The organism is Micromonospora sp. WMMD964 (assembly GCF_029581455.1).
Taxonomy (GTDB): Bacteria; Actinomycetota; Actinomycetes; order Mycobacteriales; family Micromonosporaceae; genus Micromonospora.
In genome coordinates, this window is record NZ_CP120860.1 from 2,813,435 (window position 1) to 2,825,746 (window position 12,312).

Sequence of the window (12,312 nt, forward strand, 5' to 3'; positions counted from 1 at the left end):
GTACGGGATCTGGGCTGTCAAGGTTGAAGAAGTAACAGTGGTCAATTTCACGTTCTTTGATTGAACCGAATCGGCTGGTGATCCGTACGCCCCTGCACGGAAGTCCTCCCCCAACGACAGATCGGCACCGGTCATTGTCGTGATGACCGGTGCCGATACGGTTCGCGAGCTTACATGGGCACGGTGACCAGCGGACTCGCCACACCATTGGCGTCGACCGACTGCACCTGGAGCTGCTTGATGTCGCTCACCACGGCGGACGTGGTGGCGCTCAACTCCAGACCCTGCGGGCGGGCGTTGGTGCCGTAACCACCCTCCGGAACGGACCAGGTGGAAATCACCTCGGGGTCGGCGTTCTTGCGCAGCACCACCAACCGGCAGGTGCGCGGGCCGGGCAACTTCCGCAGGCTGAAATTGATCCGGGTGCCGTAGTCCCGCTTCACCAGGAAGACGGTCGTCTGGACACCCGTCGTCGGGTCGGTCGCGTCGAGCTGGTCACCCTCCTCCTCGGTGCCACCCACACCCGGGCCACTCGGCGGCGCCGTCGGCCCACTCGTCTGCGGGTCGTTCGGCGCGCTCGGCGTCGAATCGGCGAGCACCCCCGGCGCCGGATCGTTGCCCGTCACGCTGACGAACCCGTAACCGGTCAGACCGCCGAAGACCACGACCGCGGCGGCGGTCGCCAACATCTGACGAAACCGGGTACGGCGACGGTCGGCCCGGACCGCGCCCAGCGTCCGGTTCAACAGCGCCGGGTCGGTCGCGGTCTGCTCCATCGCCATCATCGTCTCGCCGTCGATGTCGGAGAGCAGCCCCACCACCGGAACCATCGTCTCCAACTCCGCGGCGCACGCCCAGCAGGTCGCGAGATGCTCCTCGAACCGCTCGGTATCCTGCTCGTCGAGCACACCGAGCGCGTACGCCGCGACGTCCATGTGGTCCGGGCGGCTCATTCTGTCACCCCCCGCTCCTGCAGAGCCGTGCGCAGCGCGCGCAGCGCGTAGTAGACCCTCGACTTGGCGGTGCCGAGCGGCAGCCCCAACTCCTCGGCGGCCTCCGGCACCGTCCGCCCCCGGAAGTACGTCGAGATCAGGATCTCCCGGTGCGACTGACTGAGCGTACGCAGGGCGTCCGCAACGGTCATCGTGCGCAGCACCCGGTCGGTGCTGTCCGCCTCGGCGAACGCGGTCAGGTCCCGGTCGTAGGTCTCCGGCGGCCGGGCCTCCTGGCTGCGGTGCTCGTCGATGGCGATCCGCCGGGCCACCGTGACGAGCCACGGTCGCAACGAGCCCTGCCCCTGCGTGCCCAGGCGGTGCGCGTTGCGCCAGGCCCGCAGCAGCGTCTCCTGGACGATGTCCTCCGCGCGCTGCCGGTCCCCCCCGGTGAGACGCATGACGAACATCAGGAGTGGACCAGCGTGCTCGGCGTAGAGCAGCTTGATCAGTTGGTCGGAGTGGCTGGCCTCGGTTGACGTCGCCTGATGGCGCCCGGGCGCCGGTCGCGGCGTCACCGGACCATTCTGGCGAGACGTCGCCCTCGCGTCGACCCCTCGGGCAGACGAGGTCGGCCGCGACGAGGACCGTGCCGACAACCAGTCAGCGCGTACCGCGTCACCATGCCAGCCGGCCGCCACCGCATGCATGCAGACCTCCGGGGTCTCCGTCACCAACGTCGGCCCGTGAGGCGGGCCGCCCGGTGGTACGCACCGCCGCCCCGAACGGATCAACGAACCCGGAAAAAAAATCCCGCGTCGTTATCGGAGCGCACAGTCAGTGCGGGGTGGACGGTCAGCGGCGCACCGAGAAGAGGCCCGGAGGCGGGGGATCGGAGCCGGTCGCGTCGGCATCCCGGACCATCGCGGCGCCACTGGTGAAGCGGTCCACCTCGTCGCCGGCCACCACCCGACCCGGGAACCAGTCGCCGGCGGCGCGCCGGGTCAGCTCCGGCACCGGCGGGGTGGTCCGCCCGGCCATCAGCACCAGGTTGCCGTAGCGGCGGCCCCGCAACACCGCCGCGTCGCCCACCAGACACGCCTGCGGCAGCACCGAGCGGACCGTGGCGACCTGCCCACGGGCGTACCGCAGCGGTGGACCGTCGGCCAGATTCGCCAGATACCACCCCGCGGGGCGCAGCACCCGGGCCACCTCCGCCGCGTACTCCACCGACGTGAGATGAGCCGGGGTACGCGCACCCGCGAACACGTCGGCGACCACCACGTCGAAGCTGGCGTCCCGGGTGGAGGTCAGCACGGCCCGGGCGTCCTGCACCCGGACCCGCAGCCGCGCGTCGGACGGCCACGGCAACGCCCGACGCACCAACTCCACCAGCGCACCGTCCACCTCGGACACCCGCTGGGTCGACCCGGGTCGGGTGGCGGACACGTACCGGGGCAGGGTCAGCGCACCGCCGCCCAGGTGCAGCACCCGCAACGGCTCACCGGGCGGCGCGACCAGATCCACCGCGGCGGCCAGCCGCCGCACGTACTCGAACTCCAGGTGGGTCGGATCGGTCAGGTCCACATGCGACTGCGGTGCGCCGTCCAGCAGCAGCGTCCACGAACCCGCCCGGTCCGGATCCGGAACAAGCTCGGCCCGCCCGGTGTCCACCTGCTCGACCACCCGGTCGGCCGCCCGTTTACGTCCCATCGCGACAGGTGCCCGTCTACCGCGCCGCGCGGGCCGCTGCGGTCAACGCGCGGTGCAGCAACCGGGAGTCACCGAGCAGGGCACGCAACCGTCGTTCCAGGCCGGCGATCGGGATGAGGTTCTGCGGAGCCCGCGGATCCTTGTACGGCGTCGAGGCGAAACGCGGCAGGGTGACCAGCGACAGGTCGGCCAACTCGATGGCCGCCTCGACGGGCAGGTCGGCCGAGCACTCCACCCGGACGATGCCCGCCCACGGCGCACCGACAGCCACCGGCAGCCGCAGATACCACGACCAACCACCCCAGGCGGTGCCGAGCCGGAACACCGGCGAACGCTCACCCGACGCCAGACCGACCACCACCGCCGTCAGCCGCGCGTCGAGATACTGGCTGTGCTGGGTCTTGATGTAGCCCAACGTGCGCGGCAACTGCCGACGACTCCGCAACGGGCCGTCCACCACCAGCAGGTCACCGTCGACCCGGGCGGCGTCCGACACCGCCACCTCCAACGCCGTCAACGGCGCCTGCACCGCCGCCGGCAACTTGCCCAGCTCACCGGTGCCACCCACCCGGTGCACCGGGTAGCGGATCGCACCCGCCACCACGTCCTGCGCCGACGGGCTCGCCGTGAACAGACCCCGACCCACCCGGGTGCCGGCCAACTGCGCCGCCCCCCGACCCAGGTCGCACCGCACCACCCCGGCCGCGTACGAGGCGGCCAACCCGGGAAACGAACCGCCGTCGGCCTCCGCCGTCCAGATGCTCGCGTCGATCCGGCGAACCCCGTCGACGAGCAGCACCACGTCGGGCGCGCTAACCCCCGGGCGTACCCCGATCGCCCGCCAGTCCACAGCGGGCACCTCCGCGTCCGCGTCGACCTGCGCGCTGCTCGGCGCGGCCGGCCCGGAAGCGGACGCCTCGAACGACGCCCCGTACGCCGGATCCCACGAGTCGACGAAGAACGCGGCGTCGCCCCGCACGTTCACCGGCCGGTCCGTTCGATCCGCGACGAACGCGCATCCTTGCGCACCTCGAAGCGGACCGGAATCCGCTCGGCCAGCGCCGGCACGTGAGTGACCACACCGACCATCCGGTCACCGCGCGCGGCCAAGTTCTCCAGGGTGGCGGCCACCGTGTCCAGGGTGGCCGCGTCGAGCGTGCCGAAGCCCTCGTCCAGGACGATCGACTCCAGACTCGCCGCCGTCGTCGACATCCCGGCGAGCTGCTCGGAGAGCGCCAACGCCAACGCCAACGACGCCTGGAACGTCTCACCGCCGGACAGGGTGCGCACGCCGCGGCGCAACCCCGCGTCGTGGTGGTCGACGACGACGAACTCGCCCTTGTCGTGCACCAGCTCGTACTGGCCGGAGGACAGCTCCCGCAGGATCCCCGACGCGCCGTCGACGAGCAGGTCCAACGCCTCCGCCAGCAACCACCGCTCGAAGTTGTTGGCCCGCAGGTGCCCGGCGAGCGCCCGCGCCACCTGCGCCTCCCGCTCGTGCACGGCCCGCTGCTCGCGCAGCGTCCGGGCCTGCTCGCGGCGCTCGCGCAGCCGCCGCCGGTCGGCGTCCGCCCGCTCGACGGCGACGGTCGCGGCGTGCACCGGATCGTCACCGACCGGCACGTCGACGGCCGCGAACCGGGCGGCGAGGTCGCGCTGCACGGCAGCGGCCGCGGCTTCGGCCTCGGTCACCGCCGACGCCCGACCGGCCCGATCGGCACGGCGGCGGTCCGCCTCGGCCGTCGCCCAGCCGGTCAGCGTGGCCCACGCCGCGGCCACGTCCTCCCGGTCGGTGGCCGGCGGACCGAACCGGGCCAACCCGTCGCGGGAGGTGTCGAAGGCCCGCCAGGCCGCTCGCAACCGTTCCTCGGCCGCATCCACTCCGGCGCGGGCCTGGCGCGCGGCCTCACGGCCGGCCCGAACCGCGGTGGCGGCCTCCTCCAGTGCGCCCCGCAACCGGGCGTGCTCGGCCAACTCCCGGCGCAACACGGCCGGCTCCGCCACCCCGTCAAGCTGGCCGTCCAGCTCGGTCAACCGGGCGTCCACCTGCTCCTGCCGGGCCCGCGCCTGCACCAGCAGCCGCTCCAGATCACGCGCTGCCGCGTCCCGTTGCTGCACAGCCGTCTGCGCCGCCTTGGTCGCGGCCCGCGCCGCCTTGCCCGCCGCCGTCGCGGCCGCCACCGCCGAATCGGCGGGCACGTCCGGCACCCGCGTCACCGGCCGCTCGCAGACCGGGCAGGGCGCGCCGGCATGCAGGTGCACCCGCAGGCTGACCGCCAGGTCGGTGGCCTTCGCCTCCTCGTGCGCCCGGAAGGCCGCCTCCAACTCGGCGTCGGCCCGTTCGGCCGCCGCGCGGGCGTCGGCCAGCGCGGCCACCGCCACGGTGTGCTCCTCGTGCGCCGCGGCCACCGCCGCGCGGACCGTGGCCGCCTCACCGGACAACCGGTCCCGATCGTCGTACGCCCGAAGGAGCAGCCGCGCCGCGCTCTCGTCGCCGACACCGGCCAGCTCCCCGCGTAGCTTCTCCTCCCGCTCCTCCGCCAGCGACACGGCGGTGGCCGCCGCCTCCGCCTCCGCCCGCGCCTCGGTGACCGCGCGTGCCACCTCGGCCACCCCGCCCGGCGCGCGGACCCCGGTCAACACCCGCAGTTCGTCGTCGAGGGCGGTCAGCGCCGCCGCCGCCTCCCGCGCGGCGGTCCGGGCCGCCGTCAGCTCCGGCACCGCGGCCGTCACCGCCGCCGACAGCTCCGCCATCCGCTCGACCCGGGCCTCGGCCTCGGCCAACGCCTCGTCGTCCACGCCGGTGAGCCCGGCGAGCACCTGGTCGACCGCGTCGAGTTTGGCGTCCGCCTGCGTGGCCCGCGCCGTCGCCCGCTTCTGCACGTCCTCGTAGACGCCCAGGCCCAGCAGGTTCACCAGGATCTGCTGCCGGGTCGCCGGCTTCGCGTGCAGGAAATCGGCGAACTGCCCCTGCGGCAGCACCACACAGCTGGTGAACTGCTCGTACGGCAGCCCCACCGCGTCCAGTACCGCCTGCTCCATCTCGGCCGGGGTGCCGGCCACCACCTCACCGAGATCGTCCGGGCTCAACCCGGTGTCCAGTTTGGTGACGTCGAAACCGGCGGGCATCACCTGCAACCCGGCGTTCGCGGTCTTGACGTTGCCCCGGCCGTCCCGCCGGACCACCCGGGTCGCGACGTACCGGGCCCCACCGGACTCGAAGACCAACCGCACCCGGGCCTCGGACGCCGACGGCGCGAGGGCGTTGGCCAGCCCCCGTGCCCCACCCCAGCGGGGCACCGTGCCGTAGAGCGCGAAGCAGATCGCGTCCAGCACCGTGGACTTGCCCGAACCGGTCGGGCCGATCAGGGCGAAGAAGTCGGCGTCGGTGAAGTCGACTGTGGTCTCGTCGCGGAAGACCGTGAACCCGGCCATGTCCAGGCGCATCGGACGCATCAGTGATCGACCTCCTCGAAGAGCTCGTCGAAGAGTTCCTGGACGCCCTCGTCGGCGTGGCCCCGGCTGTCCAGGTAGTCGGCGAACAACTCCCGGGGTGAACGCCCCGACCGCTGCGCGATGCGGGCGCCGCTGCCCGGCGCGGCCAACAGCTCCGGGTCGATCCGGATCTCCAGTGCCCGGGGGAGCAACTCCTGCACCTCCTCGCGCAGACCGGCGCGGGGCTGCTCCCGCACGTACACCCGCAGCCAGGCGTCCGGCGCCTCGATCTCGGCGAGCTGGGCCAGGGTGCCCCGCACCGTCCGCAGCGCGCTCGCCGCGGTCACCGGCACCTCCCGCACCCGGGCGGCGCTGCTGGCCGTCACCTCGACGATCGTCACCGACGGGACGTTCTCCTGCTCGCCGAAGTCGACGGCGAGCGGGCTGCCGCTGTAGCGCACCGGGCAGGGCCCGACGACCCGCTGCGCCCGATGCAGGTGACCCAACGCCACGTAGTGCGCGGTCGCCGGGAAGACGGTGGCCGGGACGGCGTAGCCCAGCACCGTGTGCGCGTCGCGTTCGCCACCGCCGGTGGACGCGCCGGTCACCGTCAGGTGCGCGGTGACCAGGTGCACCCGGTCCGGTTCGGTGAAACCCTCGGTCAGTCGCTCCAGCACCCGGCCCAGGTGGTCGGCGTACGTCTGGTTGGTCTCCGCCGCGGTCAGCTCGTACATCTCCAGGGCGCGCACCGCGTACCGCTGGGACAGGAACGGCAGCGCGGCCAGCCGCCACCGCTCGCCGCCGGCGGTGGTGCCGTCGATCACGTGCTCGTCCGGATTCTCCCGCACCCCGCCGCGCAGCGTGATGCCGGCGGCCTCGGCCCACGGGCGCAGCGCGTCCAACGCCGGTCCGTTGTCGTGGTTGCCACCGATCGCCACCACGTCGGCGCCGGTACGCCGCAGCGCGGTCAACGCCCGGGTGACCAGACGGGTCGCCTCCGAGGTGGGCGCGGCGGTGTCGTAGAGGTCACCGGCGACGATCACCAGATCCGGTTGCTCGGCACGGGCGATGTCGATCACCCCGGCCAGCACGGCCTTGTGCTCCTCGGCCCGGGACTGCCCCTTGAGCACCTTTCCCACGTGCCAGTCGGAGGTGTGCAGGATCTTCATGGGTGTGCCGGCCCCCAGCTAGAACGGGATGTCGTCGTCGGTGCTGCCGCCGCCGGAGCCCACCACGGCGAACGGGTCGGCGGACTGGGTGATCGAGCGCAGCGTCTCCGATGGTGCCCGACCCGCCTCGGAGACCCGGGTGGCCCAGGCCGGGAACGGGAACTCCAGGCAGAGCGGCACCGGGATGTCCGGCTGGTTGACGAACATGGTGCCCGGCTTGGCCAGCAGCGCCCGCTGGCGCTGGGCGGGCGGGAGGAAACCGTACTCCGGGCGGGACGCCTCGGCCGGGTCGAGCCGGCCCACCACCCGGATCGCCGAGTTCGTGACGATCCGCCGCTCCACCTCGCTCGCCGTCTGCTGCGCGCCGATCAGGATCACCCCGAGCGAGCGGCCCCGCTCGGCGATGTCGAGCAGCACCTCCTTGATCGGCGAGGAGCCCTCCCGGGGGGCGTACTTGTTGAGCTCGTCCAGGACGACGAAGAGCAGCGGCTTCGCGGTGCCGGCCTTCTCCTTGCGCTCGAACTCGCTCTTCAGCGTCACACCGACCACGAACCGCTGCGCCCGGTCCGGGAGGTTGTGCAGATCGACCACTGTGACCTGCGCGGACTCGCTGGTGTTGATCGAGTGCGGGCGGCGGGTCGCCAGGTCGCCACGGATCAGCCGGGCGAGGTCCTTCTTACTGCCGATCAACCGCCGGGCGAACGCGTTGACGGTGCCCAGACCGACCGCGCTGCCCGCCCAGTCGGAGCGGGTCTCGTCGTCGTTGAGCTGGTCGACGATGTGGTCCACCAGGTCGCCGTAGGAGCCGAGGCGCACCCCGTCGATGCTCACCCCGCCGTCGGCCGGCTGGGCGTAGCGGGCCAGGTGCGCCGCCACCGAGTGCACCACCATCGTGTACTGCTGGCGTTCGTCGTCGGCGTCGGCGAAGACGTACGGCAGGAGGCGGTCGGAGCAGAACTCGCTGAGCGTCCAGTAGAACGAGTCGACACCGGTGAGCCGGCTGCTCACATCCGGTGTGCCGGCCGCGTCGCCGACCCGGGGCGGGGCGTACACCCGCACGTCCGGGAACGCGCCGGCGTTCAGGCCCAGCTTCGCGTACGCCGCGCGGGTGGGCTCGTCCAGACGGGTGTTGGGGTGGTCGAGGAAGAGCAGGTCCTCGCCCTTGACGTTGAAGATCAGCGCCTTGGCGTTGACCGCGTCGCCCCCCAGCACGCCGGAGCGGAACACCGAGTAGAGCAGGAAGGTGGCGAAGCTGGTCTTGGTCGCCACACCGGAGATGCCGGAGATGGAGACGTGCGCGCCCCGGCTGCCGTCGAGGAAGTCGGCGTTGAGGTAGACCGGGACCCCGTCGCGGCCCATCCCCATCGGGATGCGTCGCTCCATCCGGTCGAAGTGCAGCGCGCGCGCCCGGGCGTCACCCTCGGCCCGGTGCACCACCATGCCCGGCGTCGGCGGCACGTACAGCTCCGGGTCGACGCGCGTGGTGGTGATCTCGGCCGCCTCCTGCACCTGCGCCGGCAGCGTGCCGTCGGCGATGGCGAAGACGTCCGAGTCGAACTGGGCGCCCTCGTGCCGGGCGCGGACCTGGGTGACCACCCCGGCGATCGTCACCGGCTCCCGGTCGGGCAGCTCCCGCCGGGTCACCACCACATCGTCGAGCTGCAGGTAGCTGCCCGGCGCCACGGCCGTCCAGAACTGCAACGGGGTGGCGTCGGCGGTGCCCAGCACCCGCCCGACCGCCTCGCCGGGGCTGTCGAGGTCGGCGTCGGTCATCGGGCGAGACGGGTCGGTCGGGCAGCACGGTCGGGAAGCATGCTGTGCATCCTGCCCGAGGAGTACGACAGGTCGCCACGCGACGCGGCGGACGACACCCTGGTCCGTCACACCCGCGACAGTGGGTGTGCGGCCGGGTGACGGCCCGTTACGGGCGGGCGTGGCGGAGCATGAGGACGCCGTCGTCGGCGGCGAGCACGTGGCGCAACGGCAGGTGCCGGGGTGGGGCGGTGTCGCCGGCGGTGATCCGGCCCGGTCCCGCTCCGGCGAGCAGGGGAGAGACGGTCAAACACAACTCGTCCACGAGGTCGGCGGCGGTGAGCGCGCCGAACAGGTGCGGCCCGCCCTCGCAGAGCAGTTGGGTCAGCCCGCGCCCGTGCAGCGCGGCGAGGCCGGCGGCCAGGTCGACCCGGTCGGTGCCGCAGCGCAGCAGGTCGGCGACGTCGGTGAGGCCGGGCGGCGGCTCGGCGTGGGCGTGGGTGAGCACGATCGGTCGGGTCGGCGCGTCGGCGAAGGCGGCCTGCGCAGGGTCCAGGTCGAGGGAGCCGGAGACGACCACCAGGGTCGGGTACTCCACCAGGCCGTTGGCCCGACGCCAGGCGCGCCGGGTCTCGTTGAGGCGGACCGCCCGGTATCCCTCGTGGCGCAGCGTGCCGGCGGCCACCACCAGCGCGTCGCAGACCATCCGCAGCAGGCCGAACACGCGCTTGTCCGGCTCGCCGGAGAGCCCGGCGGAGTAGCCGTCGACGCTCACCGCGCCGTCCAGGCTGGAGACGAAGTTGACCCGCAGTCGGGGCTGGTCGTCGCGGCCGTAGAGGGCGGTCAACGTGGTGTCGTCGAGTGGCTGTGCCGACGGTTCGGGCCAGAGTCGGCGGATCGGAATTCCGACGGTCATTCGCCGGCCGGACCGGTGACCGGAGGGGTCGGTTCTTCGGTACGGTGCTGACAGTCGCACCAGTTCCGGCCTGGGCAGTCGTCGTGTCGCCGGGCCCGGCACGCGCGGCAGATCATGCTCGCAGCCTAAGCCGCGGGAGGACAGGACAGCATGCCGCGTCAGATCTTCCAGCTGAAGATGTCCCTGGCCAGCGTCCGCCCACCGGTGTGGCGGCGGGTGCTCGTGCCGGCCGGCTACACGCTGGACCGGCTGCACCGGGTGGTGCAGCACGCGATGGGGTGGCGGGACTGCCACCTGCACTCGTTCGAGATCGACGCCGTGCAGTACGGCGAGCCCGACCCGGACGGTGAGTTGGGGCTGCACGACGAGTTGGACGTGCGGCTGGACGCGGTGCTCGGCAAGGGCAGCCGGTTCTCCTACACGTACGACTTCGGCGACTGGTGGGAGCACGACCTGGTCGTGGAGGACGCGTTGACCGTCGACCCCGACGAGCGGTACCCGGTCTGTCTGGCCGGCGAGCGGGCCTGCCCGCCGGAGGGTATCGGCGGGCCGCTGGGCTATCGCGCGCTTCTGGTCGCCCTGGACGACCAGGCCGCGCCGGCCGATCTCGCCGACCCGCGGTTGGCGTTGCTGCGTGACTGGGCGGGTGCCACCTTCGACCCGTCCCGCTTCGACGCCGAGCGTTCGACCACCCTCCTCCGCCGCTTCTGCTGACCACACCCCGGGCGCCGACCGGTGTGCGTCCGCCCTGTCGATCAAGACGTTCGCGTCGGCGGCAGGGCGATTTCTGACCGAAATCCTTTGATCACCCGAGTTGAAAGGGCTGGTCAGGGTGGGTTTCGGTGGGGACAGGTGGGGCCTGTGAGGCGCGCGGTAACGATCTGGGAACGCTCCCATCGCCCTATTGACACTCCCGTTACCCGACGGCAATCTCATGGGAGCGCTCCCGGAGGTGGCATGGGTCACTCACGCATCCCCGGCCTGGCGCGATGAGACACCCCCCACCACAACCACCCAGCCTCACCACCGGAAAGAGGGGTCAGCGCATGAGTGTCACCACGCGGCGTACCCGCCTGGCGGCCGCTGCCCTGGCCGCGATCACCGCAATCGGCGGTCTCGCGGCCTGCGGCAAGGACGACGACGAGCCGGCTGCCGGCGAGAAGCCGACCAAGTTGGTCGTCGACACCTTCAGCGAGTTCGGCTACGACGAGCTCGTGAAGCAGTACGAGAAGGACACCGGCATCAAGGTCGAGCTGCGCAAGACCGCGCAGCTCAGCGAGTACCGGCCGAAGCTGGTCCGCTACCTGGCCACCGGCAAGGGCGCGGCGGACGTCACCGCCCTGGAAGAGGGCATCCTCAACGAGTTCAAGACCAACCCGCGTAACTGGGTTGACCTCAACCCGCTGATCGCCGACCACTCGAAGGAATACCTGCCCTGGAAGTGGGAGCTGGGCAAGTCGCAGGACGGCCGGTTGGTCGGCCTGCCGACCGACGTCGGCAGCCTCGCCGTCTGCTACCGCAAGGACCTGTTCCAGGCGGCCGGCCTGCCCACCGAGCGCGACCAGGTGTCGGCGCTCTGGTCGGACTGGAACGGCTTCCACGAGGCCGGTCGGAAGTACAAGCAGGCCACCGGCAAGGCGTTCGTCGACTCGATCACCGCCGTCTCGAACGGTGTCATGTTCCAGGGCAACGGTGATCTGTTCTACGACAAGGAGAACAACATCATCGCGGACACCAGCCCCGCGGTGAAGAACGCCTGGGACACCGCCACCTCGATGGTGGACATCTCCGCCAAGACGTCCACCTGGTCGCCGGAGTGGTCGGGTGGCTTCAAGCAGGGCACCTTCGCGGTCACCTTCTGCCCGTCCTGGATGCTCGGCATCGTCTCGGACAACTCCGGTCCGGCCAACAAGGGCAAGTGGGATGTCGCGTCCGTGCCGGGTGGCGGCGGCAACTGGGGTGGCTCCTGGCTCGCGGTTCCCGAGCAGAGCAAGTACCCGAAGGAGGCGGCGAAGCTCGCCGAGTACCTCACCAACGCCAAGAGCCAGGTGGAGGCCTTCAAGCTCAAGGGCCCGCTGCCGACCAACCTGGAGGCGCTGAAGAACGAGGCGTTCCTCAGCTACACCAACGAGTACTTCAGCAACGCGCCGACCGGCAAGATCTTCGGTGAGAGCGTCGCCAAGATCCAGCCGACCCACCTGGGTCCGAAGCACCAGGCGGTGAAGGAGAACGCGTTCGAGCCGGCACTGCGGGCGTTCGAGAACGGGCAGGCCGACAAGACGAAGGCCTGGGAGCAGTTCACGAAGGACGCCAAGACTCAGGGTGCCTTCTGAGTGATTCCCTGCCGGTGGCGTTCGGGGCTTCCCGGACGCCACCGGCCGGTCCCCTCCGCGTA

At 71.9% G+C, this 12,312-nt stretch carries 10 protein-coding genes; 2 read left to right on the forward strand and 8 right to left on the reverse strand.

All coding sequences use genetic code 11. From position 1 onward, the window contains the following. Positions 1-170: 170 nt before the first annotated feature. The 8 genes from O7616_RS13115 to O7616_RS13150 all read right to left on the reverse strand — a co-directional run bounded on the left by O7616_RS13115 (position 171) and on the right by O7616_RS13150 (position 9,917). Positions 171-953 (reverse strand): zf-HC2 domain-containing protein, encoded by a 783-nt coding sequence (locus tag O7616_RS13115; protein ID WP_282307037.1) that lies wholly within the window; start codon positions 951-953, stop codon positions 171-173. Beyond that, positions 950-1,642 (reverse strand): sigma-70 family RNA polymerase sigma factor, encoded by a 693-nt coding sequence (locus tag O7616_RS13120; RefSeq protein ID WP_282261618.1) that lies wholly within the window; start codon positions 1,640-1,642, stop codon positions 950-952. Before O7616_RS13120 ends, O7616_RS13115 begins: the two co-directional genes overlap by 4 nt. Before the next feature lie 145 nt (positions 1,643-1,787). Then, on the reverse strand, positions 1,788-2,645 hold the full coding sequence (locus O7616_RS13125) for a fused MFS/spermidine synthase (RefSeq protein WP_282307039.1): 858 nt from the start codon (positions 2,643-2,645) through the stop codon (positions 1,788-1,790). Positions 2,646-2,661: 16 nt separating this feature from the next. Then, positions 2,662-3,624, reverse strand: a complete 963-nt coding sequence (locus O7616_RS13130; protein ID WP_282307620.1) for a hypothetical protein — start codon at positions 3,622-3,624, stop codon at positions 2,662-2,664. A gap of 2 nt (positions 3,625-3,626) precedes the next feature. Continuing rightward, a complete protein-coding gene (locus tag O7616_RS13135; RefSeq protein WP_282307041.1) occupies positions 3,627-6,101 on the reverse strand; it encodes an SMC family ATPase in 2,475 nt (824 codons plus the stop codon). Continuing rightward, the gene (locus O7616_RS13140) at positions 6,101-7,249 is read right to left on the reverse strand and encodes an exonuclease SbcCD subunit D (RefSeq protein ID WP_282261612.1); all 1,149 of its coding nucleotides are present in this window, start codon (positions 7,247-7,249) and stop codon (positions 6,101-6,103) included. Before O7616_RS13140 ends, O7616_RS13135 begins: the two co-directional genes overlap by 1 nt. A gap of 18 nt (positions 7,250-7,267) precedes the next feature. Then, positions 7,268-9,022 carry an ATP-binding protein gene (locus O7616_RS13145; RefSeq protein ID WP_282261610.1) on the reverse strand — a complete coding sequence of 585 codons (1,755 nt, stop codon included), beginning with the start codon at positions 9,020-9,022 and terminating at the stop codon, positions 7,268-7,270. Positions 9,023-9,170: 148 nt separating this feature from the next. Further along, positions 9,171-9,917 (reverse strand): pyrimidine reductase family protein, encoded by a 747-nt coding sequence (locus O7616_RS13150; RefSeq protein WP_282307042.1) that lies wholly within the window; start codon positions 9,915-9,917, stop codon positions 9,171-9,173. Positions 9,918-10,067: 150 nt separating this feature from the next. On the opposite strand from O7616_RS13150, the gene O7616_RS13155 reads away from it, so the two are divergent. Continuing rightward, entirely contained in the window at positions 10,068-10,631 is a 564-nt protein-coding gene (locus O7616_RS13155; protein ID WP_282261607.1) for a plasmid pRiA4b ORF-3 family protein, read from the forward strand. A gap of 332 nt (positions 10,632-10,963) precedes the next feature. Continuing rightward, complete coding sequence (locus O7616_RS13160) at positions 10,964-12,250, forward strand: extracellular solute-binding protein (protein ID WP_282307043.1); 1,287 nt, start codon at positions 10,964-10,966, stop codon at positions 12,248-12,250. The last annotated feature ends 62 nt before the right edge of the window (positions 12,251-12,312 follow it).

What these genes read in the sequence shown, in the direction of transcription:
- O7616_RS13125 (WP_282307039.1), bottom strand. Translation starts at nt 2,645, where the DNA reads ATGGGACGTAAACGGGCGGCCGACCGGGTGGTCGAGCAGGTGGACACC.
- O7616_RS13145 (WP_282261610.1), bottom strand. Translation starts at nt 9,022, where the DNA reads ATGACCGACGCCGACCTCGACAGCCCCGGCGAGGCGGTCGGGCGGGTG.
- O7616_RS13135 (WP_282307041.1), bottom strand. Translation starts at nt 6,101, where the DNA reads ATGCGTCCGATGCGCCTGGACATGGCCGGGTTCACGGTCTTCCGCGAC.
- O7616_RS13115 (WP_282307037.1), bottom strand. Translation starts at nt 953, where the DNA reads ATGAGCCGCCCGGACCACATGGACGTCGCGGCGTACGCGCTCGGTGTG.
- O7616_RS13150 (WP_282307042.1), bottom strand. Translation starts at nt 9,917, where the DNA reads ATGACCGTCGGAATTCCGATCCGCCGACTCTGGCCCGAACCGTCGGCA.
- O7616_RS13120 (WP_282261618.1), bottom strand. Translation starts at nt 1,642, where the DNA reads ATGCATGCGGTGGCGGCCGGCTGGCATGGTGACGCGGTACGCGCTGAC.
- O7616_RS13155 (WP_282261607.1), top strand. Translation starts at nt 10,068, where the DNA reads ATGCCGCGTCAGATCTTCCAGCTGAAGATGTCCCTGGCCAGCGTCCGC.
- O7616_RS13160 (WP_282307043.1), top strand. Translation starts at nt 10,964, where the DNA reads ATGAGTGTCACCACGCGGCGTACCCGCCTGGCGGCCGCTGCCCTGGCC.
- O7616_RS13140 (WP_282261612.1), bottom strand. Translation starts at nt 7,249, where the DNA reads ATGAAGATCCTGCACACCTCCGACTGGCACGTGGGAAAGGTGCTCAAG.